23 protein-coding genes are annotated in these 23,084 nt (G+C 59.9%); 10 read left to right on the plus strand and 13 right to left on the minus strand.

All coding sequences use genetic code 11. The annotated features are described in order from the left end of the window. Nucleotides 1-66: 66 nt before the first annotated feature. The 5 genes from EYC95_RS03315 to EYC95_RS03340 all read right to left on the minus strand — a co-directional run bounded on the left by EYC95_RS03315 (nt 67) and on the right by EYC95_RS03340 (nt 4,783). Nucleotides 67-2,103, minus strand: coding sequence for a GGDEF domain-containing protein (locus EYC95_RS03315; protein WP_131059090.1), 2,037 nt, complete (start codon nt 2,101-2,103; stop codon nt 67-69). Further along, on the minus strand, nt 2,104-2,979 hold the full coding sequence (locus EYC95_RS03320; protein ID WP_131059091.1) for an endonuclease/exonuclease/phosphatase family protein: 876 nt from the start codon (nt 2,977-2,979) through the stop codon (nt 2,104-2,106). Nucleotides 2,980-2,993: 14 nt separating this feature from the next. Beyond that, complete coding sequence (locus EYC95_RS03325; protein WP_131059092.1) at nt 2,994-3,635, minus strand: thiol:disulfide interchange protein DsbA/DsbL; 642 nt, start codon at nt 3,633-3,635, stop codon at nt 2,994-2,996. Between the two features lie 199 nt (nt 3,636-3,834). After that, nucleotides 3,835-4,446, minus strand: a complete 612-nt coding sequence (locus EYC95_RS03335) for a cytochrome c4 (RefSeq protein ID WP_131059093.1) — start codon at nt 4,444-4,446, stop codon at nt 3,835-3,837. 46 nt (nt 4,447-4,492) lie between these two features. Further along, complete coding sequence (locus tag EYC95_RS03340; protein WP_128874650.1) at nt 4,493-4,783, minus strand: cytochrome c5 family protein; 291 nt, start codon at nt 4,781-4,783, stop codon at nt 4,493-4,495. Between the two features lie 191 nt (nt 4,784-4,974). Between EYC95_RS03340 and yihA the strand changes: the two genes are divergently transcribed. Further along, a complete protein-coding gene (gene yihA, locus EYC95_RS03345; protein WP_046055303.1) occupies nt 4,975-5,619 on the plus strand; it encodes a ribosome biogenesis GTP-binding protein YihA/YsxC in 645 nt (214 codons plus the stop codon). A 286-nt stretch (nt 5,620-5,905) separates the two neighbouring features. On the opposite strand, the gene polA is transcribed toward yihA, so the two are convergent. After that, on the minus strand, nt 5,906-8,677 hold the full coding sequence (gene polA, locus EYC95_RS03350; protein WP_131059094.1) for a DNA polymerase I: 2,772 nt from the start codon (nt 8,675-8,677) through the stop codon (nt 5,906-5,908). 74 nt (nt 8,678-8,751) lie between these two features. Here polA and EYC95_RS03355 point away from each other — a divergent pair, with 74 nt between their 5' ends. Further along, nucleotides 8,752-9,042, plus strand: a complete 291-nt coding sequence (locus EYC95_RS03355) for a DUF2782 domain-containing protein (RefSeq protein ID WP_034149452.1) — start codon at nt 8,752-8,754, stop codon at nt 9,040-9,042. Between the two features lie 58 nt (nt 9,043-9,100). Continuing rightward, nucleotides 9,101-10,051, plus strand: a complete 951-nt coding sequence (locus tag EYC95_RS03360; protein ID WP_131059095.1) for a homoserine kinase — start codon at nt 9,101-9,103, stop codon at nt 10,049-10,051. An 88-nt stretch (nt 10,052-10,139) separates the two neighbouring features. Here EYC95_RS03360 and EYC95_RS03365 read toward each other — a convergent pair whose 3' ends face one another. After that, nucleotides 10,140-11,060, minus strand: a complete 921-nt coding sequence (locus EYC95_RS03365) for a zinc ABC transporter substrate-binding protein (RefSeq protein ID WP_131059096.1) — start codon at nt 11,058-11,060, stop codon at nt 10,140-10,142. Between the two features lie 66 nt (nt 11,061-11,126). On the opposite strand from EYC95_RS03365, the gene zur reads away from it, so the two are divergent. From zur to EYC95_RS03385, 4 genes are read left to right on the plus strand one after another with little or no spacing between them, the layout of a single operon-like run. Beyond that, nucleotides 11,127-11,609 (plus strand): zinc uptake transcriptional repressor Zur, encoded by a 483-nt coding sequence (zur, locus tag EYC95_RS03370; protein ID WP_131059097.1) that lies wholly within the window; start codon nt 11,127-11,129, stop codon nt 11,607-11,609. Next, the gene (znuC, locus tag EYC95_RS03375; protein ID WP_131059098.1) at nt 11,609-12,394 is read left to right on the plus strand and encodes a zinc ABC transporter ATP-binding protein ZnuC; all 786 of its coding nucleotides are present in this window, start codon (nt 11,609-11,611) and stop codon (nt 12,392-12,394) included. Before zur ends, znuC begins: the two co-directional genes overlap by 1 nt. Beyond that, a complete protein-coding gene (gene znuB, locus EYC95_RS03380) occupies nt 12,387-13,175 on the plus strand; it encodes a zinc ABC transporter permease subunit ZnuB (protein ID WP_017341765.1) in 789 nt (262 codons plus the stop codon). Before znuC ends, znuB begins: the two co-directional genes overlap by 8 nt. 37 nt (nt 13,176-13,212) lie before the next feature. After that, nucleotides 13,213-13,929, plus strand: coding sequence for a PA5502 family lipoprotein (locus EYC95_RS03385; RefSeq protein WP_131059099.1), 717 nt, complete (start codon nt 13,213-13,215; stop codon nt 13,927-13,929). A 135-nt stretch (nt 13,930-14,064) separates the two neighbouring features. Here EYC95_RS03385 and katE read toward each other — a convergent pair whose 3' ends face one another. Continuing rightward, a complete protein-coding gene (gene katE / locus EYC95_RS03390; protein WP_131059100.1) occupies nt 14,065-16,203 on the minus strand; it encodes a catalase HPII in 2,139 nt (712 codons plus the stop codon). A 261-nt stretch (nt 16,204-16,464) separates the two neighbouring features. On the opposite strand from katE, the gene EYC95_RS03395 reads away from it, so the two are divergent. The 3 genes from EYC95_RS03395 to EYC95_RS03405 all read left to right on the plus strand — a co-directional run bounded on the left by EYC95_RS03395 (nt 16,465) and on the right by EYC95_RS03405 (nt 18,979). Next, the gene (locus tag EYC95_RS03395; protein ID WP_131059101.1) at nt 16,465-17,472 is read left to right on the plus strand and encodes a methionine ABC transporter ATP-binding protein; all 1,008 of its coding nucleotides are present in this window, start codon (nt 16,465-16,467) and stop codon (nt 17,470-17,472) included. After that, nucleotides 17,472-18,146, plus strand: coding sequence for a methionine ABC transporter permease (locus EYC95_RS03400; RefSeq protein ID WP_131059102.1), 675 nt, complete (start codon nt 17,472-17,474; stop codon nt 18,144-18,146). Before EYC95_RS03395 ends, EYC95_RS03400 begins: the two co-directional genes overlap by 1 nt. A gap of 62 nt (nt 18,147-18,208) precedes the next feature. Beyond that, nucleotides 18,209-18,979 (plus strand): MetQ/NlpA family ABC transporter substrate-binding protein, encoded by a 771-nt coding sequence (locus tag EYC95_RS03405; RefSeq protein WP_131059103.1) that lies wholly within the window; start codon nt 18,209-18,211, stop codon nt 18,977-18,979. A 150-nt stretch (nt 18,980-19,129) separates the two neighbouring features. On the opposite strand, the gene EYC95_RS03410 is transcribed toward EYC95_RS03405, so the two are convergent. The 5 genes from EYC95_RS03410 to EYC95_RS03430 are packed head-to-tail and all read right to left on the minus strand — an operon-like array spanning nt 19,130 to nt 23,038. Next, nucleotides 19,130-19,765, minus strand: a complete 636-nt coding sequence (locus EYC95_RS03410) for an SCO family protein (RefSeq protein ID WP_131059104.1) — start codon at nt 19,763-19,765, stop codon at nt 19,130-19,132. Then, a complete protein-coding gene (gene cyoE, locus EYC95_RS03415) occupies nt 19,762-20,661 on the minus strand; it encodes a heme o synthase (RefSeq protein WP_131059105.1) in 900 nt (299 codons plus the stop codon). The genes EYC95_RS03410 and cyoE overlap by 4 nt, the downstream gene beginning before the upstream one ends. Next, entirely contained in the window at nt 20,649-21,728 is a 1,080-nt protein-coding gene (locus tag EYC95_RS03420; RefSeq protein WP_131059106.1) for a heme A synthase, read from the minus strand. The genes cyoE and EYC95_RS03420 overlap by 13 nt, the downstream gene beginning before the upstream one ends. Nucleotides 21,729-21,738: 10 nt before the next feature. After that, a complete protein-coding gene (locus tag EYC95_RS03425) occupies nt 21,739-22,332 on the minus strand; it encodes a hypothetical protein (protein ID WP_131059107.1) in 594 nt (197 codons plus the stop codon). After that, nucleotides 22,298-23,038, minus strand: coding sequence for an SURF1 family protein (locus EYC95_RS03430; RefSeq protein WP_131059108.1), 741 nt, complete (start codon nt 23,036-23,038; stop codon nt 22,298-22,300). Before EYC95_RS03430 ends, EYC95_RS03425 begins: the two co-directional genes overlap by 35 nt. Nucleotides 23,039-23,084: the final 46 nt, after the last annotated feature.

Genomic DNA, 23,084 nt, shown 5'->3' on the forward strand with positions numbered 1-23,084 from the left:
TGTAACGTACTGCCTTGCGAGCCGAGGGCAAAAGCGCTGTTTTAAATAAAATGGAACAATTGGCTGTCAGCCTGCCTCCAGTCGATTGCGACCGGCGTTTTTTGCACGGTATAGCGCCTGATCGGCTCTTTTCAGTACCAGATCGCTGTGTTCGCCGGCTTTAAACGCAGTCACACCCATGGAAATGGTGATCGTCACCCGCTCGCCCTTGAAGTGAAAAGGGCAGGCTTCGATTGATGCGCGCAAGGATTCCAGCAGTTTCGCTCCGGCAGCCAATGGCGTAGCGGGCATTAACAGGACAAATTCCTCACCGCCAAACCGCGCAATGAAATCCGTCCCCCGCAGGCGTTTGCGCAGCACGCTGGCGATGATTTTCAGCACCTTGTCGCCTGCCAGGTGGCCGTAGTTATCGTTGATGCGTTTGAAATGGTCGAGATCGAGCATCGCCAGCAACAGGGTGTCGCCGTGTTGCTGCCATTGGTGGACTTCGTGTTCCAGTCGTTCACTCCAGGCTGCTCGATTGGGCAGGCTGGTGAGTGGATCGATCAGGGCTTTCTGGCGCTGTTCTTCAAGGTGCTCACGGTAGCCCAGCGCTTCCTGTTCCATGTGCGCCACACGTTCGGCCAAGCTATGCAAGCGTGCCGCGACTTCCTGCTCACGTTCGTCGCGCTGCTTCTGGTGTTGATCCATGGTGCCGAGCAGGCCTTCGAGATGGTTTTCCAGGACGTGCTTGAGGTCGTCCAGGTCCGCCGCTTCCTGCATGCTGCTCTGCAGGCCATCAACTTGCTCGCGGATCTGTGTATCCATCTCGCGCGCAGCAGATCGGTTGTCGGCATGGCCGTCGCTGGCCGCCTGCAAGTTGCTCTGGAACGACTCGAGGCGTTCGTTGAGTTGCTGCAGATAAGCTTCGAATTCATGCTGACCGCTGTCGGTGATCGCCAGCATCAAAGTCGCCAGATCGTCGAGGATCGGGATTAATTCATACCAGTTCAGACCGTTTTGCAGGCGATCACGCATTGCTTCTGCTTGCGGTCGATGGCGTTCGGGCAGCGTCAGGTCGTCGAGCAGGCCCAGGAGCGTGTCTTCGATGTGCTTGGCAACCGAACTGTAGGACGGCTCGGGCGAGTCGGGCAGGGCGTAGAGAATATGCTCTGGCTCGAAGTGCTCTGCATCGATGGTCGCCAATGCCGGGGTCAGTTCATCAGGGTTGATTGCCTGTTGAATTGGCTCGGCTGGCACGATGTCCGGAAGCGCTGGCTCCTGCAGTTGTTCAATGTTCGGCTGTACGTGTGGCTCTACAGTTTGCGCAGATGCAGTTTTTGGCTGAAGTACAGGCGGGACAAAGGCCACCACTTCAGGAGTGGGTGCCTCTGCGGCTGGTGCCTGCGTCTCCAGGGTTTCAGGAATGGCTGCGGCGGGTTGGGCGTCGAGTACCGTTGGCGGTACGACTGACGGCTGCTCGACCACAGAGGCGAGATCGACCGTTTCATTCGGGGTTGCGGCCAGCGGCGCGGCAACGGGTTCGACAGTCGCCGTTTGCACCGCAGGAGCGGCGATCTGCGGCGCGGCCTCATCCGTTTCCCGGTTACCGAACAGTCGCTGCAGAAAACCAGGACGATCAGGCTCTGGCGGGGTGTCCAGTTGACGCAAGGCTTTGCCTTGCAGGCCACTGAGTTCGCTGAGTAGCAGCGGAATCTCGCGCGCCTGACTGACTCGGCCATCCAGTTGTTTGGCAAAGTTCTTGAGCGGTCGGCTGACTTCGCGAGGCAGCGGCAGTGTTTGTAGCTGAGTCACCAGTGCTGTCAGTGCGGCGCTGGTCTGATTGATCCGGGTTTCCCGGCGCTGCTCGGAATCGAGTACGGCTTTTTCCAGGCGCGGAAGCAGGGCGGCCAGGCCGGCGTCCATGTCATCGGTGCGCACGACTTCGCGCATTTCCTTCATGCACTGGTCAACGGCGCGATCGGTGCCTTCTGCGGCCAGCGTACTGCGCACCAACCCACGACGCAGCAAGTCGAGACGGGCATCCCATCGGCGTTCGAGCTTTTCCTGTTGTTCGATGCTTTTAAGGTATTTCTCTTTCCAGCGCTGTGTTTCGTCGCTCATTCATGGGATCCGCGAAGGGGCAGGAATCAACGCGGGGAATGCATCGGCCGTGAGCGAACCCGGCAGACGAATCTCTACCGCGACGGGCAGGTGATCTGAAATCGGTTGTGCCAGCACCTCGACCTTTTCAAGGGTCAGGGTGGGGCTGAGCAGAATATGGTCCAGGCAGCGCTGCGGGCGCCAGCTTGGAAAGGTCGCTTCCATTTGCGGCGCGAGCAGGCCGAGGTCACGCAACGGGGAGGTTTGCAGCAAGTCACTGGCGTGGGTATTCATGTCGCCCATCAGCACCTGGTGTTTGTAACCGCCAATCAACTCGCGGATGTAAGCCAGTTGCATGGTGCGGGCCCGAGCGCCCAAAGCTAGATGCATCATCACCACTACCAGCGCCTCTGGACCCTCGCCGAAGCGCACCAGAATCGCCCCGCGACCCTTGGGCCCCGGCAGCGGATGATCTTCAATCGCCCACGGGCGCAGGCGGCTGAGCACGCCATTGCTGTGCTGGCCGAGACGACCGAGGTTGCGATTGAGTTGTTGATACCAGTAGGGGAAGGCGCCGAGCTGCGCCAAGTGCTCAACCTGATTGACGTAGCCTGATCGCAGGCTTCCGCCATCGGCTTCCTGCAAGGCGACCAGATCGAAGTCGCCCAACAGATTGCCGATCTTTTGCAGGTTGTCGGCACGCCCGGTGTGCGGCAACAGATGCTGCCAGCCTCGGGTCAGGTAGTGCCGATAGCGCTCGGTACTGATGCCGACCTGGATATTGAAACTGAGCAAACGCAAACGGCTGTCTGCGGGCAAGCCCGTCGATTCCAGATGATGCTCGTTGACCCGCGGATCATGCCGGCCAACGACGCGTTCAGTACCCCAGCGGCGCATGGCAGCCGCCGCGCTTAGTTGGCGGCAGCCTTGTTAGCCGCTCGCTCTTTGTCGACCAGTTTGTCGGCCAGTTGCAAAGCTTGTTCGGCGCCGCCGGCAGAGCCCACGTCAAAGCGATACTTGCCGTTGACGATCATGGTTGGAACGCCGGTAATTTCATATTTCTTGGCAAGCTCGCGAGCCTTGGTGATCTGGCCCTTGATAGCGAAAGAGTCGAAGGTCGCCAGGAACTTGTCCTTGTCTACGCCTTGAGTCGCCAGGAAGTCGGCCATTTCATTTTTGTCGACCAGCTTCTTGTGTTCTTTCTGAATCGCTTCGAACACCGCAGCGTGAACCTTGTTCTCGACGCCCATGGCTTCAAGGGTCAGGAACATCTGGCCGTGTGCGTCCCATGGGCCGCCGAACATGGCCGGAATACGTACGAAGTTCACGTCGGAAGGCAGCTTCTCAACCCAAGGATTGATCACCGGTTCAAAAGCGTAGCAATGTGGGCAGCCGTACCAGAACAGCTCCACGACTTCGATCTTGCCAGGCACGGCGACCGGAACCGGATTGGTCAGTTCGACGTAAGGGGCGGCGGGTGCTTCGGCAGCTTGGGCAGTCATGCCGAACAGGCTGGCAGCGACGAGTGCGGCGCTGATGATCAGATTACGCATGCTTTACTCCTGGACAATTGGGTCGCCTCGCGCGACCTGTTTTCAGACAGGTCCTGGCGGGCTTGAGTTCTGTAGTGTAACGGCAGCGGCCACAAAAAAGGGCGGCCTAAGCCACCCTTTTTATACTTGCTGCGACGGATTAATAGAGCGTTAACGTTGCAGGAGATGTACGCCCCGCGCGACGCCCTATTCGTCGGTCTTAGTGCAGGCCCTGAATGTAGCTGGACACCGCGGCGATATCTTCGTCGCTCAGCTTTTTGGCAATGCTCTGCATCGGTTTGGTATCGCCATCGTTGGCACGACCGCCTTCCTCTTTGCGGAAGTCGGTCAATTGCTTGGCAACATACTGAGCATGCTGGCCGCCCAGATGCGGGAAACCGGCAGCCGCGTTACCCTTGCCGTCCGGCGAGTGGCAGCCGGTGCAGGCTGGCAGGCCTTTGGCCAGGTCGCCACCACGGAACAGTGCTTCACCGCGAGACACGACTTTCGGGTCGGCGGCGCCAACACTGCCTTTCTGGCTGGCGAAGTAAGCGGACATATCGGCCAGGTCCTGATCGCTCAGGTTGGTGAGCAGGCCGGTCATTTCCAGAACGGTACGCTTGCCGGACTTGATGTCGTGCAGCTGCTTGTTCAGATAACGCTCGCCCTGGCCTGCCAGTTTCGGAAAGTTAGGCGCCATGCTGTTGCCATCCGGGCCATGACAGGCGCCACATACTGCGGCTTTCGCCTGACCAGCAGTTGCATCACCTGCAGCATGGGCTATGCCGGAGATCCCCACGGTCAACAGCAGACTCACGATCAATTTGTTCATCAGCTAATCCAACTACGGCTAAGGGTTAAAGAGTTATGGGCCGGGATCACTCGCTCATCCACTGGATGATGGCTCGGTAATCCTCGGCACTGCAGTCCATGCACAAACCACGCGGCGGCATCGCCTTGAAACCCTGGGTCACGTGTTGCACCAGCGTCTCCATACCTTTCGCCAACCTCGGCGTCCAAGCTTCCTGATCGCCCTTTTTGGGCGCCATGGGTAGTTGGCCGGAATGACAGGCACCACAAACACGGTTGTACACAGCTTCCGGATCCTGTGTAGCCTGAGCGCTGTAAAGCGGCATCAAGACACCGGCAGCTAGCAGCCATTTCGTCATAAAACGACCTTTTCAGGGTTGAGAGCGTTCTGCGTTCTAATGCGCAATCAAGGTCAATCGCTCTCGTGAACTTCATCCTACGCTGGGACAAAGCGCACACAAAATCTGCGGCATTATATACTGGCGTCACTGAAACGGAAACGACACCGCTTGCCGCGTCCATTCCCGGCGCCGCCCACATCGGAAATCCCATGCAACTCAAGAACCCCATCCTCGGCCTGTGCCAACAGTCCACCTTCATGCTCAGCGCTGCCAAAGTCGACCAATGTCCCGACGACGAAGGCTTTGAAGTGGCCTTCGCCGGGCGTTCCAACGCTGGTAAATCCAGCGCGCTGAACACTTTGACGCACGCCAGCCTGGCGCGGACCTCGAAAACTCCGGGTCGCACGCAGCTTTTGAACTTCTTCAAGCTAGACGATGATCGTCGTCTGGTCGACCTCCCGGGTTACGGTTACGCGAAAGTACCTATCCCGTTGAAGCTGCACTGGCAGCGTCACCTGGAAGCTTATCTGGGTGGTCGCGAGAGTTTGAAGGGTCTGATTCTGATGATGGACATCCGTCATCCAATGACCGACTTCGACCTGTTGATGCTCGACTGGGCCGTGGCCAGCGGCATGCCGATGCACATTTTGCTGACCAAAGCCGACAAGCTGACCTACGGCGCGGCGAAAAACGTCCTGCTCAAGGTCCAGACAGACATCCGCAAAGGGTGGGGCGATGCGATCAGTATTCAGCTGTTTTCGGCGCCAAAACGCATGGGCCTGGAAGACGCCTACACTGTACTGGCAGGCTGGATGGAACTGGCGGACAAAGGCTCCGAGATTGCCGAGCAATAAATCGCAGGCAAAAAAAACCCCGGACTTCTTATGGGGAGGGGGAAGTTCCGGGGTTCAAGTTCCGGACCGTTAGGGCGGGGTCCAGATATCTGCCAACACTTAACACAACATAGGAGCATCGAAGGGCTTCACCAGCCATTCAGTAACTCTGAGTGGCGGTTCACGGGTTTAGTTCCTGAGTGGGTCAAAATCCATTCGGAATAAGCCCAAGCATTTTTCGAAATAACAGCCCTTCGACCTTTCTGCCGCGGCGCTATGCCGCAGCAGAAAACGCCTTTCAGACGGCTCAGTGAGCCTCATCCCAGTTATTGCCTACGCCAACCTCGACCAGAAGCGGCACATCCAGCTTCACGGCGTCGCTCATGTGCGCGCGAATTTCATCGCGGACCTGGTCGACCAGATCTTCACGCACCTCAAGCACCAATTCATCGTGCACCTGCAGGATGACTTTGGCGTCCAGGCCCGATGAGGTCAGCCAGTTATCCACCGCCACCATGGCTTTCTTGATGATGTCCGCCGCCGTGCCCTGCATCGGGGCGTTGATCGCCGTGCGCTCGGCACCTTTGCGCAGGGCCGGGTTTTTCGCGTTGATTTCCGGCAGGTACAGGCGACGACCGAAGATCGTCTCGACAAAACCTTGCTCGGCCGCCTGGGCGCGGGTGCGTTCCATATATTCCAGAACACCCGGGTAGCGGGCGAAATAACGGTCGATGTACGCCTGGGATTGCTTGCGATCAACGCCGATCTGCTTGGCCAGGCCAAACGCGCTCATGCCGTAGATCAAACCGAAGTTGATCGCCTTGGCGCTGCGACGCTGATCGATGGTGACGTCGGCCAGTTCCACGCCGAACACTTCGGCGGCGGTGGCCCTGTGCACGTCCAGGTCATTGCGGAACGCGTGCAGCAAACCTTCGTCCTTGGCCAGGTGAGCCATGATCCGCAGTTCGATCTGCGAATAGTCCGCCGCCAGCAGCTTGTAGCCTTTAGGCGCGACGAACGCCTGACGAATCCGACGCCCTTCAGCCGTGCGGATCGGAATGTTCTGCAAGTTCGGATCACTGGACGACAAACGCCCTGTCGCTGCGACAGCCTGATGATAAGACGTGTGAATCCGCCCGGTGCGCGGGTTGATCTGCTCCGGCAAGCGATCGGTGTAAGTGCTTTTCAGCTTGCTCATGGAGCGGTACTGCATCAGCACTTTGGGCAGCGGGTAATCCTGCTCGGCCAATTCCGCGAGGACGGCTTCGGCGGTGGATGCCTGGCCCTTGGCAGTTTTGCTGAGGATCGGCAGCCCGAGCTTTTCGTACAGGATCACGCCCAATTGCTTCGGCGAGCCGAGGTTGAATTCTTCGCCGGCGATGGCGAATGCCTCACGCTCCAGAGCGACCATTTTTTCGCCCAGTTCAACGCTTTGAATGCCCAGCAGGTTGGCATCGACCAATGCGCCCTGGCGTTCGATTCGCGCGAGTACCGGCACCAGTGGCATTTCGATTTCGCTCAGGACTTTGCTCAGGCTCGGGATGGCATTGAGCTTTTCCTGCAAGGTTTGATGCAGGCGCAGCGTTACGTCGGCGTCTTCGGCGGCGTAAGGCCCGGCCAGTTCCAGCGAGATCTGGTCGAACGTCAGCTGCTTGGCGCCCTTGCCGGCAATGTCCTGGAAGCTGGTAGTGGTGTGGTTCAGGTACTTCAGCGCCAGGCTGTCCATGTCGTGGCGGGTCGCAGTGGAATCCAGCACGTAGGATTCGAGCATGGTGTCGAAGGCAATGCCTTGCACGGTGATGCCGCAGCTCTGGTCACCACCGATGGCGCAGTTGGCCAGGATGTTCATGTCGAACTTGGCGTGCTGGCCGACCTTGAGTTTGTTCGGGTCTTCCAGAATCGGTTTCAGCGCGCGCAGCACGGTGTCGCGATCGAGCTGATCCGGCACGCCCATGTAGGAATGGGTCAGCGGGATGTAGGCCGCTTCGTTGGCCTGTACAGCAAACGACAGGCCGACCAGTTGCGCTTGTTGCGCGTCAATGCCAGTGGTTTCAGTATCGAAGGCGATCAGCTTGGCGTCGTTGAGCTTCTTCAGCCACAGGTCGAAATCGGCCTGGGTGAGAATCGTGGTGTACTTGAGTTCAGTCTCGACAGCGGCTTCTTCAGCCACCGGAGCGGTGACTTCCTGGCCGGAACGCTTGGCGTCGCGCTGGTTGTCGTCGAACCAACTCTTGAATTCCAGCAGTGTGTAGAGCTCGGCGAGTTTGTCGTGATCTGGCTGACCCATTTGCAAGTCGTCGAGGCCGATATCCAGCGGTACGTCGATCTTGATGGTCGCCAGTTGATAGGAGAGGAACGCCATCTCCTTGTGCTCTTCGAGCTTGGCCGGCAGTGTCTTGGCGCCGCGAATCGGCAGGGTCGGGACGATGTCGAGCTGTGCGTACAGCTCGGTCAGGCCGCCGTTCACACCGACCAGCAGGCCCGAAGCGGTCTTCGGACCAATGCCCGGAACGCCCGGAATGTTGTCGGAAGAGTCGCCCATCAGTGCCAGATAATCGATGATCTGCTCGGGAGCGACGCCGAATTTCTCCTTCACGCCCTCCACGTCCAGCGCGCTACCGGTCATGGTGTTGACCAAGGTAATGTGGCCATCGACCAGTTGCGCCATGTCCTTGTCGCCGGTGGAGATCACCACCGGGCGGTCAGCCGCCGCGCTGCTGCGGGCCAGTGTGCCGATCACGTCATCGGCCTCGACGCCTTCGACGCACAGCAGCGGGAAGCCCAGCGCGATCACGCTCTGGTGCAGTGGCTCGATCTGCACGCGCATGTCATCTGGCATGCTCGGACGGTTGGCCTTGTATTCGGCGTACATGTCATCGCGAAACGTCCCACCCTTGGCGTCGAACACCACGGCGAACGGACTGTCCGGGTACTGCTTACGCAGACTCTTGAGCATGTTCAACACGCCTTTGACCGCACCGGTCGGCAGGCCTTTGGACGTGGTCAGTGGTGGGAGGGCGTGAAAGGCGCGGTACAGGTAAGAAGAACCGTCCACCAGGACGAGGGGGGCTTGGCTCATGAGCAGGATCAACCTTTTCGGCGGGTCCGGCGCTAGAATAGCGGGACCGTTGACGACAAAGGGACAAGGTTATCATGCGCACACTAAATCGCCTGTTGCTGGCTGGCTTGTTTGCAACCGTTCCCCTGGCTGTCATGGCGGCGGACGATGCGCCGACACCGGAGCCGGAAGTCACGATCCGCACGGAAGGTGACAAGGTCATTCAGGAGTACCGCCAAAACGGTTTCCTGTACGCGATCAAAGTCACGCCGAAGGGTGCACCGCCCTATTTTCTGGTGCGTGCGGACGGTACCGATGCAAACTTCATCCGCTCGGATCAGCCGGATATGCTGATTCCGTCATGGAAAATTTTTGAGTGGAAGTAGTTTCTTAATTTCAATCGGCGCTGGCTCAAGCAGCGGCGCCCGTACTGGCAGTTTAAACATGTCTGTGTTCACCCCGCTGGCTCGGCCCGAGCTGGAAACCTTTCTCGCCCCATACGGGCTCGGCCGCCTGCTTGATTTCCAGGGGATTGCCGCCGGTAGTGAGAACACCAATTTCTTCATCAGCCTGGAGCAGGGCGAATTTGTCCTGACTCTGGTTGAGCGCGGTCCGGTTCAGGAGATGCCGTTCTTCATCGAACTGCTCGACGTGCTGCACGAAGCCGATCTGCCGGTGCCGTACGCGTTGCGAACCACCGACGGCGTTGCCTTGCGCGAACTGGCCGGCAAGCCTGCGCTGTTGCAGCCACGTCTGGCCGGCAAGCACATCAAGGTCGCCAACGCGCAGCATTGCGCTCAAGTCGGCGAGCTGCTGGGCCATCTGCACCTGGCGACCCAGGCCAACATGATCAAGCGCAAAACCGATCGTGGCCTGGACTGGATGCTGGAGGAGGGCACGCAGTTGCTGTCCCACCTGAATGCCGAGCAAAGCGATCTGCTGCAACGGGCGCTGGACGAAATCACTCAGCAGAAAACGAAAATTCTGGCGTTGCCACGGGCCAACATCCACGCCGACCTGTTCCGCGACAACGCGATGTTCGAAGGCACGCACCTGACCGGGCTGATCGACTTCTACAACGCGTGTTCGGGGCCGATGCTCTACGACGTGGCGATTGCCTTGAATGACTGGTGTTCAGGCGATGACGGTCTGATCGACGGACCGCGAGCGCGAGCATTGCTCGGGGCTTATGCGGCGTTGCGGCCGTTCACGGCAGCCGAAGCCGAGCTGTGGCCGACCATGCTGCGCGTGGCGTGTGTGCGGTTTTGGTTGTCACGGTTGATCGCCGCGGAATCTTTCGCCGGGCAGGACGTGTTGATTCACGATCCGATGGAGTTCCAGCAGCGCTTGGCGCAGCGGCAGAAGGTCAGTACGCCGCTACCGTTCGCCCTCTAAAAGCTTCGCGGGCAAGCCTCGCTCCTACAGGTTGGTGTGATCTGTAGGAGCGAGGCTTGCCCGCGAATGGGGCGCCGCAATTCTGGAATTACAACGACTCCAGACACCCCGCCAAATCATTCCCCAACTTCTCCAGCACCTGCTCATATCCCTGAGCAGTCGCTGGCGTGTACCCGCCCAGCGCATCCAGCTCCGCCAACTTCACCGGCAGTCCGGCCACCAGCGTTTCCGCCAGGCGCGGACGCAACGGCGGCTCACTGAACACGCAAGTCTTGCCAACTTCCTGCAAGCGTGTGCGCATGGCCGCGACATGTTGAGCGCCCGGTTGCACTTCGGCTGCGACGCTGAATACGCCGGTGTGCTTAAGGCCGTAAGAATCTTCGAAATAATCGAACGCCTCGTGGAACACAAAGTACGGTTTGCCCGCGATACCCGCAAGGCGCGCCTTCAATCGCAGATCCAGAGCATCCAGACGCTCATCGAACGCCTTGAGGTTGCTCTGATAACGCGCCGCATTGGCTGGATCGGCTGTACTCAGGTCAGCAGCCATTTTGCTGGCGATTACGCGGGCGTTCACCGGGGACAACCACAAATGCGCGTCCAGGCTGCCTGGACGATGATCGTGGTCATGTTCGTCGGCTTCTTCCGCGTGGGAAAGGCTGTCTTCGGCGAAACGGCGCAGTTTCAGCCCCGGCAAATCCTGCACGGCGACGCTCGGCAGCGTACGACCGTTCAACACGCGAGGCAGGAAACCTTCCAAGTCCGGACCGATCCAGTAAACCAGATCCACCGATTGCACCTTCCGTACGTCGGAAGGGCGCAAGGCATAGTTATGCGGCGAAGCACCGGGCGGCAGCAGCACTTCCGGAATCGCCACGCCGTCCTGCACCGCAGCGGCAATCAGCTGTAGCGGTTTGATGCTGGTAAGGACTTTGACGTCAGCCTGGACCGAACCAATCAGCAGAAAACTTGCGACAAATGCGACAAAGATAGAAAAAAGTCGGGACACGATGACCACTCGAAGAGGTGAGAACGGGTAACATAATAACGTCTCTCACAAAACTCGTCGCCGCTCATGCCTAAAACACCGATTGCCAGCCGTCCCCACGATCACTCTCATTGCGTGCATAGCGCTCTGTCGGAGGCCGATGCCTTGTGCGCACGTCAAGGCTTGCGCCTGACCGCTTTGCGTCGGCGGGTGCTGGAACTGGTGTGGCAAAGCCACAAACCGCTGGGTGCCTACGACATCCTCGCGGTACTCAGCGAGCAGGACGGCCGCCGCGCCGCGCCACCAACCGTGTACCGCGCGCTGGATTTCCTGCTGGAAAACGGCCTTGTCCACCGCATCTCCTCGTTGAACGCCTTCATTGGCTGCAATTACCCGGAGCATGCCCATCAGGGTCAGTTCCTGATTTGCCGCGAATGCCACGCCGCCATCGAACTCGAACAGAAATCCATCAGCGATGCCATCGTCAGCAGCGCCAAGGATGTCGGGTTTGTCGTCGAAGGCCAGACCGTTGAAGTCGTCGGTCTCTGCTCGGGTTGCCAGGGGGCTTGATGAGCAACGCGCTGATCCGCCTCGAGCAGGTTGCCGTCACCTTTGCCGGGCAAAACGTGCTGGATAACATCGAGCTGAGCGTCGAGCCGGGGCAGATCGTCACCCTGATCGGCCCGAATGGTGCGGGCAAAACCACGCTTGTGCGCGCCGTGCTCGGTCTGTTGAAGCCGGACAGCGGCAGCGTCTGGCGCAAGCCGAAACTGCGGGTCGGTTATATGCCGCAAAAACTTCACGTCGATCCGACGCTGCCGCTGTCCGTGCTGCGCTTCTTGCGTCTGGTGCCGGGCGTGGACCGGGCCAGGGCCTTGGAAGCACTCAAGGAAGTCGGCGCCGAGCAGGTGATCGACAGCCCGGTGCAAAGTGTTTCCGGTGGCGAAATGCAGCGGGTGCTGCTGGCTCGGGCCTTGTTGCGTGAGCCGGAATTGCTGGTGCTCGACGAACCGGTGCAAGGTGTCGACGTGGCCGGTCAGGCCGAGCTCTATAGCCTGATCACACGCCTGCGCGACCGTCACGGCTGCGGCGTGTTGATGGTCTCCCACGATTTGCACCTGGTCATGAGCACCACCGACCAGGTGGTGTGCCTGAATCGTCATGTCTGCTGCTCCGGGCACCCGGAACAGGTCAGCGGTGATCCGGCGTTCGTCGAGCTGTTCGGGAAGAACGCACAAAGCCTGGCGATTTATCACCACCACCACGACCACGCCCATGACCTGCATGGCTCGGTAGTCAGCGCGGCCCCGGCGGCCCACACCCATGTCCATGGAGATAGCTGCAAGCATGGCTGATTTTCTGCTCTACGCCCTGCTTGCAGGTCTGGCTTTGGCACTGGTCGCAGGACCGCTGGGTTCGTTTGTGGTCTGGCGGCGCATGGCCTATTTCGGCGACACCTTGTCCCACGCCGCCTTGCTCGGCGTGGCATTGGGCTTTTTGCTGGATGTCAGCCCGACCGTGGCTGTCACCGTCGGCTGCTTGCTGTTGGCGGTGCTGTTGGTGACGTTGCAACAGCGTCAACCGCTGGCGTCCGACACGCTTTTGGGAATTCTCGCACCGAGCACGCTCTCTCTGGGCCTGGTCGTACTAAGCTTCATGCACGAAGTGCGGATCGACCTGATGGCTTATCTGTTTGGCGACTTGCTGGCGATCAGCCCGACCGATCTGGCCTGGATACTCGGCGGCAGCGCTGCCGTTCTGGCTTTGCTGGTGACATTGTGGCGGCCATTGCTGGCAATCACGGTGCACGAAGAACTGGCCAGAGTGGAAGGTTTGCCAGTGCCGGCGTTGCGCCTGACCCTGATGTTGCTGATCGCTGTGGTGATCGCTGTGGCGATGAAAATCGTCGGTGTGTTGCTGATTACTTCGTTGTTGATCATCCCGGCAGCTGCGGCACAACGTCACGCCCGCTCGCCGGAGCAGATGGCACTGGGCGCGAGCCTGCTGGGCATGCTCGCGGTCTGTGGCGGCTTGGCACTGTCGTGGTTCAAGGACACACCGGCAGGCCCATCGATTGTTGTGACGGCCGCCGCACTGTTTCTGCTGAGTTTTGTCCTGCCCCGTCGAGGGGTGTAGACTTGCTCGTTTTTTGCGCAAATAGAGAGTCGCAGGAATGAAGCTGTTAGCCTCCCGTTATCTGCTCCTTGTCGCATTTTCGCTGCTACTGGGCGCTTGCCAAAGCACGCCATCGGCCACCACTGAGGCGACCGATGCACGGGCTGCGGCCATCGCGCAGCTGGAGCAAAACCTGGCCAGCAGCGAGCTGGCCACCGCCGAAGATCAACTGGCGACCTTGCAGGCCCAGTCGCCCGACGACCCGTCCCTTGTGCAATATCAGCGGCAATTGGCCGAAGCCTACCTGCGCCGCAGCCAGATCGTGTTGCAAAAGGGCGATGTGAATGCGGCCGCCACGGCGCTGGCTCGGGCTCGGGCGTTAATGCCAAAGGCTCCGGCGCTGACCGGTGGGGTCAACAACGCCATCGTTAATGCGCGTAAAGCCGAGCTGGACAGGGCCGAAGCGGCGCTGTTGGCTGCTGAGGCTAAACCGCAGGCGAAAGTGATTGATCCGACCGCCGAAAGCACCACGATTGCATTGAACCTCACCGATATGACCAAGCTTCGCCGCCAACTGGATGCGATCGCCGCCGATGTGGTGAATTACCAGTGCGACGTGAGTATTCAGGCGCCGCGCACCCAGGATTACCCTTGGTTGGCTACGTTGCTGACCAAGCGGGTGAAGAAGCTGGACTCGGGGTTTGATTTGAACCTGGAAAAACAGATCCTGCGCAACATTCCAGCGCAGATGGTACTAAGTCCTCGCAAGCCCTAAAAGCTTCGCGGGCAAGCCTCGCTCCTACAGGGTCGCGTCGTTCATCACACAAGCGAACGACTCGATACTTGTAGGAGCGAGCGGTGCGGCGGTCCGACTTGCCCGCGAAGGCGTCCTCTCTAAATACTCAAATCCTTAAGCCGGAATCGCCTTGGCCTTAGGCTCCCGATCCCAAACCCGATGCTGCCCGATCGCCGCAAAAAACGGTTTGATCAACGTGGCATCAGTCCCCACGATCAACCCGGCATCCACCTCAAGCTTCAACACATCCAGCAACTGCTTCGCCTCGCCATGCAGCGCAATCGCCTTCAAGTGCTTGTACGCCTCCAACAGGTAATGCAGCGCCACGCCATCGGTGCTCAACGCCTTGATCGACGCCGCGCCACCGGGCACGAACACTGCGTCAAAGGCCACCGAAGGTAACCCTTCCATCGACGCATCCACCGGCAGTGTTTTGCCATCGGCGGTGGTCACGGGTGCGGAGATCGGGCCGAGCAACTTGGCGTGTGCCCCTTCGGCCTTCAACGCCTTCTTCATTGCATCAATCGCAGCACCATCGACACCGTTGGCCGCAAGAATCGCCACTTTTCGGGTTTTGATATCCGCCGGCAGCAGGTTGGCCTGGCTCAAGGCCGGTGAGCGGTCCGGCGAGGTTTTACGCACTTCGACGGTGCCAGCCTTTGGCGCCGGCAAGCCGAGGTTCTGTGCCACGCGCTTGGCCAGTTCCAGATCGATATTGGCCAGGATCTCATTCACCTGACGCGCCCGGATGAACTCACGCTCGACCTTGCCCAGCTCAAAGCTGTAAGCCGAGATGATGTGTTCCTGCTCGTGCTTGCTCATGCTGTGGAAAAACAGGCGCGCCTGGGAGAAATGGTCGCTGAACGACTCGCTGCGCTGGCGAATCTTGTTGGCGTCAATGCGCTCAGGGTAGCTCTCGAACCCACCGTCCTGCGCGGCGGGCGGCGTTTCTTTTGGCCAGCCGCCATCGATGGAGTTCGGTTCGTAGGCCGCGCGCCCCTTGTCGATGGTGGTGCGATGCAACGCATCCCGTTGGCCGTTATGGAACGGCGCCACCGGACGGTTGATCGGAATCTCGTGAAAGTTCGGCCCGCCGAGTCGGCTGATTTGCGTATCGGTGTAGGAAAACAGTCGACCTTGCAGCAAAGGATCGTTGGAGAAGTCGATTCCCGGCACGATATGGCCTGGGCAGAACGCAACCTGCTCGGTTTCCGCAAAGAAGTTGTCGGGGTTACGGTTGAGGGTCATTTTGCCCAGCGGGGTGATCGGCACCAGTTCTTCCGGGATCAGCTTGGTCGGGTCGAGGATATCGAAGTCGAATTTATGTTCGTTTTCTTCCTCGATGACCTGCACGCCCAGTTCCCATTCCGGGTAGTCGCCCATCTCGATCGACTCCCAGAGATCACGACGGTGATAGTCGGTGTCTTTACCGGTGAGCTTCTGCGCTTCATCCCACACCAGCGAGCAAGTACCGGCGGTAGGGCGCCAGTGGAATTTGACGAAGCGTGATTTCCCTTCGGCATTGATCAACCGGAACGTATGCACACCAAAGCCTTGCATGCTGCGCAGGCTTTTAGGGATCGCCCGGTCGGACATGGCCCAGATCACCATGTGCGCTGATTCCGGCACCAGTGAAACGAAGTCCCAGAACGTATCGTGGGCCGAGCCGCCGGTAGGAATCTCGTTATGCGGCTCGGGCTTCACGGCGTGCACGAAGTCGGGAAACTTGATCGCATCCTGAATGAAAAACACCGGCATGTTGTTGCCCACCAGGTCGAAGTTGCCTTCGTCGGTGAAGAACTTTACGGCGAAACCGCGTACGTCCCGCACGGTATCGCCCGACCCGCGAGGTCCCTGCACCGTGGAAAAGCGCACGAACACCGGGGTTTTCTTGCCCGGATCCTGTAGGAATCCGGCCTTGGTCAGGACCGAATGATTTTCATAGGTCTGGAAGTAGCCATGGGCGCCCGTGCCGCGGGCGTGAACGATGCGCTCTGGAATGCGTTCATGGTCAAAGTGCGTGATCTTTTCACGCATGATGAAGTCTTCCAGCAGCGACGGTCCGCGGGCGCCGACCTTCAAGGTGTTCTGGTTGTCCGAAACCTTCACGCCCTGATTGGTGCGCAGGGCCTGTTCGGTGGCATCGGAGCGGAATTTTTCCAGGCTATCGAGCTTGGCATTGGTGTTGCCGCGGTCCAGGGAATCGGTCCCGGCCATTGCGCTTTTGGGGGCTGCAGGCTTTTTAGTACTCATCAGTCGTAAACTCCTCGTTGCGATCCCGTAGCCAGGACTCATATGCATTCCCCAGGCACGGCACCGGGGGGCGTTTTCGAGTTGCCTTATTAGTGACTGATGAGCTTTTTAGCCGTTCCTTTTTTCTAACCTTTGATCGCGTTATTGCCAAATGGAAGGTTGAATGCGGAATAAATGCTAATAACCTCTATACGGACAGGCTAAAATGCGCGCCCGGCTAACCGCTGACCCTATTCCAACGCGCCCCACAAGGTTCGCTACGTGATCGAGTTTCAAAACGTCCACAAAACCTACCGCGTCGCCGGTAAGGATATCCCCGCCCTGCACCCGACCAGTCTGACGATTGAGAACGGTCAGGTCTTCGGCCTGATCGGTCATTCCGGTGCGGGAAAAAGTACCCTGCTGCGTCTGATCAATCGCCTGGAAGAGTCCAGTGGCGGCAAGATCTTCGTCGACGGCGAAGAAGTCACGGCGCTCGACGCCAACAGCCTGCGACGCTTCCGCCAGCAGGTCGGGATGATTTTCCAGCACTTCAACCTGCTGGCGTCCAAGACCGTGGCCGACAACGTCGCGCTGCCACTGACCCTGGCCGGTGAACTGTCGCGCAGCGAGATCGACCAGCGTGTCGCCGAGTTGCTGGCGCGGGTCGGTCTGTCCGACCACGCCAGGAAATACCCGGCGCAATTGTCTGGCGGTCAGAAGCAACGTGTCGGCATCGCCCGCGCCCTGGCAACCAAGCCGAAAATCCTGTTGTGCGACGAAGCCACTAGCGCACTGGACCCGCAGACCACTGCATCGGTCCTGCAATTGCTGGCCGAGATCAATCGCGAACTGAAGCTGACCATTGTGTTGATCACCCACGAGATGGACGTGATCCGCCGGGTCTGCGACCAAGTGGCGGTGATGGACGCTGGCGTGATCGTCGAGCAAGGTTCGGTGGCCGAGGTGTTCCTGCATCCGAAGCACCCGACCACCAAGCGCTTCGTGCAGGAAGACGAGCAGATTGACGAAAGCGAACAGCGCGACGACTTCGCTCACGTGCCGGGCCGCATCGTGCGTCTGACCTTCCAGGGCGAAGCGACCTACGCACCGTTACTGGGCACCGTCGCTCGGGAAACGGGTGTGGACTACAGCATCCTGGCCGGTCGTATCGACCGCATCAAAGACATCCCCTACGGGCAATTGACCCTGGCCGTCACCGGTGGCGACATGGAGGCGGCGTTCGCCCACTTCACCGCGGCTGACGTCCACATGGAGGTCTTGCGCTGATGGAAGTCCTGACAAGTTTCTTCGTCAATATCGACTGGTTTGAAATCTGGCTGGCCACTGGCGACACCCTGCTGATGCTCTTCGGTTCGTTGTTGTTCACCGTTTTGCTCGGCCTGCCCCTGGGCGTGCTGTTGTTCCTGTGCAGCCCGCGTCAGTTGCTGGAAGCCAAAGGCGTCTACGCGATGCTGTCGCTGATGGTGAACATCCTGCGTTCGCTGCCGTTCATCATTCTGCTGATCGTGATGATCCCGTTCACCGTGTTGATCACCGGCACGTCCCTCGGGGTCGCCGGTGCCATTCCACCGCTGGTGATTGGCGCTACGCCATTCTTCGCGCGACTGGTGGAAACCGCCCTGCGTGAAGTGGATCGCGGCATCATCGAGGCCACCCAGGCCATGGGCGCCACGACACGGCAGATCATCACCAATGCCTTGCTGCCGGAAGCTCGCCCGGGCATCTTCGCGGCGATTACGGTGACAGCGATTACACTGGTGTCCTACACGGCGATGGCCGGTGTGGTTGGCGCTGGTGGTCTGGGCGACCTGGCGATCCGTTTTGGTTACCAGCGTTTCCAGCCTGATGTGATGGTCGTGACCGTGATGTTGCTGCTGGTGCTGGTGCAAGTGCTGCAAACCGTTGGCGACAAGCTGGTTGTCCACTTCTCTCGTAAATGACAATTGAGCCGGCCATTCGCTGGCAGGCGCCGAAGACAGGCGCCTCACAAGGAGTTAGCTGAATGAAAAAACTACTCGTCGCGTTCGCTACCGTTGCAGCGTTTTCCGCACACGCGGATACCCTGACCGTCGCGGCCACCCCGGTTCCGCACGCCGAAATCCTCGAATTCGTTAAACCGGCCCTGGCCAAAGAAGGCGTGGACCTGAAGGTCAAAGTCTTCACCGACTACATCCAGCCGAACGTGCAAGTGGCCGAAAAACGTCTGGACGCCAACTTCTTCCAGCACCAGCCGTACCTCGATGAATTCAACAAGGCCAAGAGCACTAATCTGGTTGCCGTTGCCGGCGTGCATCTGGAACCACTGGGCGCTTACTCCAGCAAGTACAAAGCACTGACCGAGCTGCCAGGCGGCGCCAACGTGGTGATCCCGAACGACGCCACCAACGGCGGCCGTGCGCTGTTGCTGCTGGCCAAGGCTGGCTTGATCAAGTTGAAGGATTCGAACAACATCCTGGCGACCGTGAAGGACATCACCGAGAACTCCAAGGACCTGAAGTTCCGTGAACTGGAAGCCGCGACCATCCCGCGCGTGCTGACCCAGGTCGACCTGGCGCTGATCAACACCAACTACGCGCTGGAAGCCAAACTCGACCCGTCCAAGGACGCGCTGGTCATCGAAGGCAACGACTCGCCTTACGTGAACATCCTCGTTGCCCGTCCGGACGACAAGGATAGCGAAGACATGAAGAAACTGGTTGCTGCGCTGCACAGCCCGGAAGTGAAAGCCTTCATCCTCGAGAAGTACAAAGGCGCGGTACTGCCGGCGTTCTGATCTGCCGCTTGAACGAAAAATGGGGCGCATCGAATGCGCCCCCTTTTTTTGTGCCTTGAAACACCGACCCTGTAGGAGCCAGGCTTGCCGGCGAAGGCGTCCATGAAATCGCCTTCGCCGGCAAGCCTGGCTCCTACGGGAAAGGGGTGCTTATTTGCGTTTGAGCATCACCGGCAACTGCGCCACCAGTTTCTGGTTGTTCAACGGTGCGCGAATGAACCCACGCTGTGTCCCGTCCGGTCCGATTACCGCCAGGTTGCCGCTGTGATCGACGGTGTAGTTCGGCTTGCTGGTGTCCGCCGGAATGAACGGAATGCTCACCGCGTTGGCCAGTTTCTGGATGTCTTCAACCGACGCCGCCGTCAGTCCCTGGAACTGCGGATCGAAGTAACCCAGGTACTGCTTGAGCTGCTTGGGCGTGTCGCGATTCGGGTCGACGCTGACCAGGATGATCTGCAACTTGTCCACAGCCTCTGGCGGCAGTTCGCTTTTGATCTGGCGCAGCTGGGCGAGGGTGGTCGGGCAGATGTCCGGGCAGAAGGTGTAGCCGAAGAACAGCAGTGACCATTTGTCTTTCAGCGCGTTGACCGCCACAGGCTTGCCGTCCTGATCGGTCATTGTCACGTTCGGCAAGTTGCGGCTTTGCGGCAGCAAAATGATCCCGGCGTCGATCAGGGCCGTCGGATCGCCCTGGCCTTTGCCGGACAGCACTTTATTGATGGTCAGGCCCAGAACCAGCGCGATCAGGGCGACGAGGATAAAGACGGTTTTCTGAGTTCGAGTCATAGGTTCAACAGTAAGTAGTGGTCTACGAGCAGCGCGATAAACAGCAGGAACAAGTAGTAGATAGAGTACTTGAAGGTGTTGATCGCCGCGTGCGGCCGAGTGCCACGGTACAGCACCACGGCCCATTGCAGAAACCTCGCGCCCAGTCCCAGCGCGCAAATCAGGTAGAGCATGCCGCTCATGTGGATCACGTAAGGCATCAGGCTCACGGCCAGCAGCGCAAAGGTATACAGCAGGATGTGGACCTTGGTGTAGTGCTCACCATGGGTGACCGGCAGCATCGGAATGTCGGCCTTGGCATATTCCTCTTTGCGATGGATCGCCAGCGCCCAGAAGTGCGGCGGGGTCCAGGCGAAGATGATCAGCACCAGCAACAGTGGTTCGGCGCTGACGTGGCCGGTGGCGGCGGTCCAGCCGAGCAGCGGCGGCGCAGCGCCAGCCAGGCCACCGATGACGATGTTTTGCGGCGTCGCGCGTTTCAGGAAACCGGTGTAGACCACCGCATAGCCGAGCAGCGAGGCCAGGGTCAGCCACGCCGTCAGCGGATTGGTGAAGGCCAGCAGTATGGCTTGCCCAAGCACCGCCAATACCAGGGCAAATGTCAGTGCCGCCGTCGGCGAGACTCGACCTTCTGCCAAGGGACGTTTGTGAGTTCTGGCCATGACCGCATCGATACGCCGGTCCACCACATGGTTCACCGCCGCCGCACCGCCCGCACACAAGGCAATTCCCAGATTGCCGAACACCAGCACCGTCCACGGCACCCCGGCGCGGGTCGCGAGAAACATCCCCACCAGCGAGGTGATGAGCATCAGCACCACCACTTTCGGCTTGGTCAGCTCCAGGTAGTCACGCCAGATCGCCTGGCTGTGACGTTCGCCGATCAGAGTCGCCATGGCATCTCTCCTTTTATTGTTATGGGCCCGGCTGAATGTTTACGCGGGCTGAACCGCCAGCGTGCAGGGTGTTGCTGTTTGACCCGAACCAGGCTGGTCCGCGCGTGATAATTGACCAGCACCATTGTCAGTAGCAGCGCTGCGCCGCCGGCGTTATGCGCGACGGCGACTGGCAGCGGCAGGTGAAAGAGAACGTTGCTGATGCCCAGCGTGATCTGCGTCGCGAGGGCGATCAGCACCAGCCCCGCCAGACGTGTCATGCCGACCACTTTCAGTTGCCAGGCCAGACCCAGCAGCACGAGCGTCACCAGCAATGCCCCGATACGGTGAGTCAGATGAATGGCCGTGCGGGCATCGCTGTCCAGTTGCCCGCCGAGGTAATTGGGGCCGATGTGTTGCGTCAGGTGAAAACCGTTGGCGAAATCAGCCGGTGGCAGCCATTCCCCGTGGCAGGTCGGGAAGTCAATGCAGGCCACCGCCGCGTAGTTGGAACTGACCCAGCCACCGAGGGCGACTTGCAGGATCACCAGCAGCAATCCGGCCGTCGCCCAGTGCTGCAAGCGCCGTGGCACGGTCAGCGCCGGCAGTACGCCGGACAGGCGCAAGGTCAGCAAAAACAGCAGGCTCAAGGTCGCAAAACCGCCGAGTAAATGGCCGGTCACGACTTGCGGCCAGAGCTTGAGCGTTACCGTCCACATGCCGAACGCTGCTTGGGCGATCACCACCGCCAGCAGAAACAACGGCAACTTCACCGGTTGGCCCGGATGACGACGATGCACCCAGGCGCGACCGGCCAGCACCGAAATCAGCAACCCCAACGTGCCGGCGAAGTAGCGGTGGACCATTTCGTTCCAGCCTTTGTGGGCTTCGACGGGCGCATCGGGAAAGTGCAATTCGGCATGGGCCAACTGGGCTTCACTTTTCGGCACGCTGATAAAACCGTAGCAACCCGGCCAGTCCGGGCAACCGAGGCCGGCATGGGTCAGGCGGGTGTAGGCGCCGAGCAACACCACAATCAGTGCCAGCAAGGTGGCAAACAGCGCGAGGCGAAATCCAGGTTTGGCCATGACGATGCCCTTATCCGATGTTCGACAGTTTCAGCAGGTGACGCAGGTCGTTGAGCAGGTCCTTACCCTTGACGGTCGGGTCGTAGCGCAGCACCAGATTGCCGTGGGGGTCGATGATCCACAGTTGCGGCGCGGTCTTGTCCCCCGATGTTTTGGTGAAGGTGGTCAGGTCCATGGGATAGCGCTGCAATTGCGGGTATTCGCGGGTCAGCTTGGCGTCGTAATCGGCCGTCAGCGGTTGGGCCGCGGCCAGGGCGTGACTGGCACGCCCGGCATCGCGGCCGAGACCGATCTGGATCTGCCGCGCCAGATAAACCAGCTGCTGGCAGTCCACCGAACATTCCTTGGGCGCCGTGACCAGCAATTGCCAACGCTCCTCTTGCGCCTGCACGCCAAGGTCCGCACGGGTCTGGCCGTTGCCGATCAGTTCTCCGTGATAACTGCGGCCCTCCGGCACCCAGAACTGCAATTTGTACATGCCGGTGGCGAGGATCATCGGACCGATCACCCCAAGCAGGATCAGCATTAACTGCAAGCGGCCTTTGCGCCGACTTGCCGGCGTTTTCGCCTCAGACATGCTGGGTGGATTCATGGCCGCTCCCATGGTGTTTCTCCTTTGCGTTGTGCCAGCCGAGATAGAGATAAAGGCCGAACAGGGCGATCGACATGGCGAACCACTGCACGGCATAAGCGATGTGTTTTTCCGGCCCCATGGCCACCACCGGCCAATCGGCCTGGTAGGACGCGGGGCCGGTTTCTGCGCGTAATTCGTAGGCGAAACCTTCGCGATCGAGGGACTTCCATAGCTTGGCCGGTTCGACGGCAGTGATCAGTTGTGGCCAGCTGGTGGAGCTGGGGTCGGCGTGCAATTGGAAGGTGGCGCCGGGGGAGACGTAGACCCAGGCATCGAGACTCAACGCCTCTTTGGGTGTAGTGAATTGCGGCGGGTTGCGCCGATCCGGCCACGGCAGCCAGCCGCGATTGACCAGCAGCCAGAGCCCGGTCGCCTGATCCTGAAACGGTTGCAGCAGCTCGACGCCGACTTTGCCGTCACGCTGACGGTTATCCAGCAACAGGCTGTGCGCGGCATCGAACTGGCCGTGCAGTCGGACCCGGCGAAAGGCCGGATCCTCGGTGTGTGGCAGCTCGGTGCTGGCCATCGGTTCAGCCGCCCGGCGCTCGGTGTAGCTTTGCAACAGCGCACTTTTCTCCGCGCCCCGGCTCAATTGCCAGAACCCGAGTGACACCAGCATGGGCAGCAACAACGCGACCACCAGGGTCGGCACGATGCCCGGCCGAAAGCGCTTCATGGCGTCGCCAGAAAGTCAGTAATCGCGATAGCTATACTCAAGTGCA

This window comes from Pseudomonas sp. BGI-2 (genome assembly GCF_004310295.1).
GTDB lineage: Bacteria > Pseudomonadota > Gammaproteobacteria > Pseudomonadales > Pseudomonadaceae > Aquipseudomonas.

What these genes read in the sequence shown, in the direction of transcription:
- EYC95_RS03410 (WP_131059104.1), bottom strand. Translation starts at nt 19,765, where the DNA reads ATGACTCGAACTCAGAAAACCGTCTTTATCCTCGTCGCCCTGATCGCG.
- EYC95_RS03335 (WP_131059093.1), bottom strand. Translation starts at nt 4,446, where the DNA reads ATGAACAAATTGATCGTGAGTCTGCTGTTGACCGTGGGGATCTCCGGC.
- EYC95_RS03405 (WP_131059103.1), top strand. Translation starts at nt 18,209, where the DNA reads ATGAAAAAACTACTCGTCGCGTTCGCTACCGTTGCAGCGTTTTCCGCA.
- EYC95_RS03420 (WP_131059106.1), bottom strand. Translation starts at nt 21,728, where the DNA reads ATGGCCAAACCTGGATTTCGCCTCGCGCTGTTTGCCACCTTGCTGGCA.
- znuC (WP_131059098.1), top strand. Translation starts at nt 11,609, where the DNA reads ATGAGCAACGCGCTGATCCGCCTCGAGCAGGTTGCCGTCACCTTTGCC.
- znuB (WP_017341765.1), top strand. Translation starts at nt 12,387, where the DNA reads ATGGCTGATTTTCTGCTCTACGCCCTGCTTGCAGGTCTGGCTTTGGCA.
- EYC95_RS03430 (WP_131059108.1), bottom strand. Translation starts at nt 23,038, where the DNA reads ATGAAGCGCTTTCGGCCGGGCATCGTGCCGACCCTGGTGGTCGCGTTG.
- EYC95_RS03340 (WP_128874650.1), bottom strand. Translation starts at nt 4,783, where the DNA reads ATGACGAAATGGCTGCTAGCTGCCGGTGTCTTGATGCCGCTTTACAGC.
- EYC95_RS03320 (WP_131059091.1), bottom strand. Translation starts at nt 2,979, where the DNA reads ATGCGCCGCTGGGGTACTGAACGCGTCGTTGGCCGGCATGATCCGCGG.
- EYC95_RS03425 (WP_131059107.1), bottom strand. Translation starts at nt 22,332, where the DNA reads ATGGGAGCGGCCATGAATCCACCCAGCATGTCTGAGGCGAAAACGCCG.
- polA (WP_131059094.1), bottom strand. Translation starts at nt 8,677, where the DNA reads ATGAGCCAAGCCCCCCTCGTCCTGGTGGACGGTTCTTCTTACCTGTAC.
- EYC95_RS03315 (WP_131059090.1), bottom strand. Translation starts at nt 2,103, where the DNA reads ATGAGCGACGAAACACAGCGCTGGAAAGAGAAATACCTTAAAAGCATC.
- zur (WP_131059097.1), top strand. Translation starts at nt 11,127, where the DNA reads ATGCCTAAAACACCGATTGCCAGCCGTCCCCACGATCACTCTCATTGC.
- cyoE (WP_131059105.1), bottom strand. Translation starts at nt 20,661, where the DNA reads ATGGCGACTCTGATCGGCGAACGTCACAGCCAGGCGATCTGGCGTGAC.
- EYC95_RS03400 (WP_131059102.1), top strand. Translation starts at nt 17,472, where the DNA reads ATGGAAGTCCTGACAAGTTTCTTCGTCAATATCGACTGGTTTGAAATC.
- EYC95_RS03360 (WP_131059095.1), top strand. Translation starts at nt 9,101, where the DNA reads ATGTCTGTGTTCACCCCGCTGGCTCGGCCCGAGCTGGAAACCTTTCTC.
- yihA (WP_046055303.1), top strand. Translation starts at nt 4,975, where the DNA reads ATGCAACTCAAGAACCCCATCCTCGGCCTGTGCCAACAGTCCACCTTC.
- EYC95_RS03325 (WP_131059092.1), bottom strand. Translation starts at nt 3,635, where the DNA reads ATGCGTAATCTGATCATCAGCGCCGCACTCGTCGCTGCCAGCCTGTTC.
- katE (WP_131059100.1), bottom strand. Translation starts at nt 16,203, where the DNA reads ATGAGTACTAAAAAGCCTGCAGCCCCCAAAAGCGCAATGGCCGGGACC.
- EYC95_RS03355 (WP_034149452.1), top strand. Translation starts at nt 8,752, where the DNA reads ATGCGCACACTAAATCGCCTGTTGCTGGCTGGCTTGTTTGCAACCGTT.
- EYC95_RS03385 (WP_131059099.1), top strand. Translation starts at nt 13,213, where the DNA reads ATGAAGCTGTTAGCCTCCCGTTATCTGCTCCTTGTCGCATTTTCGCTG.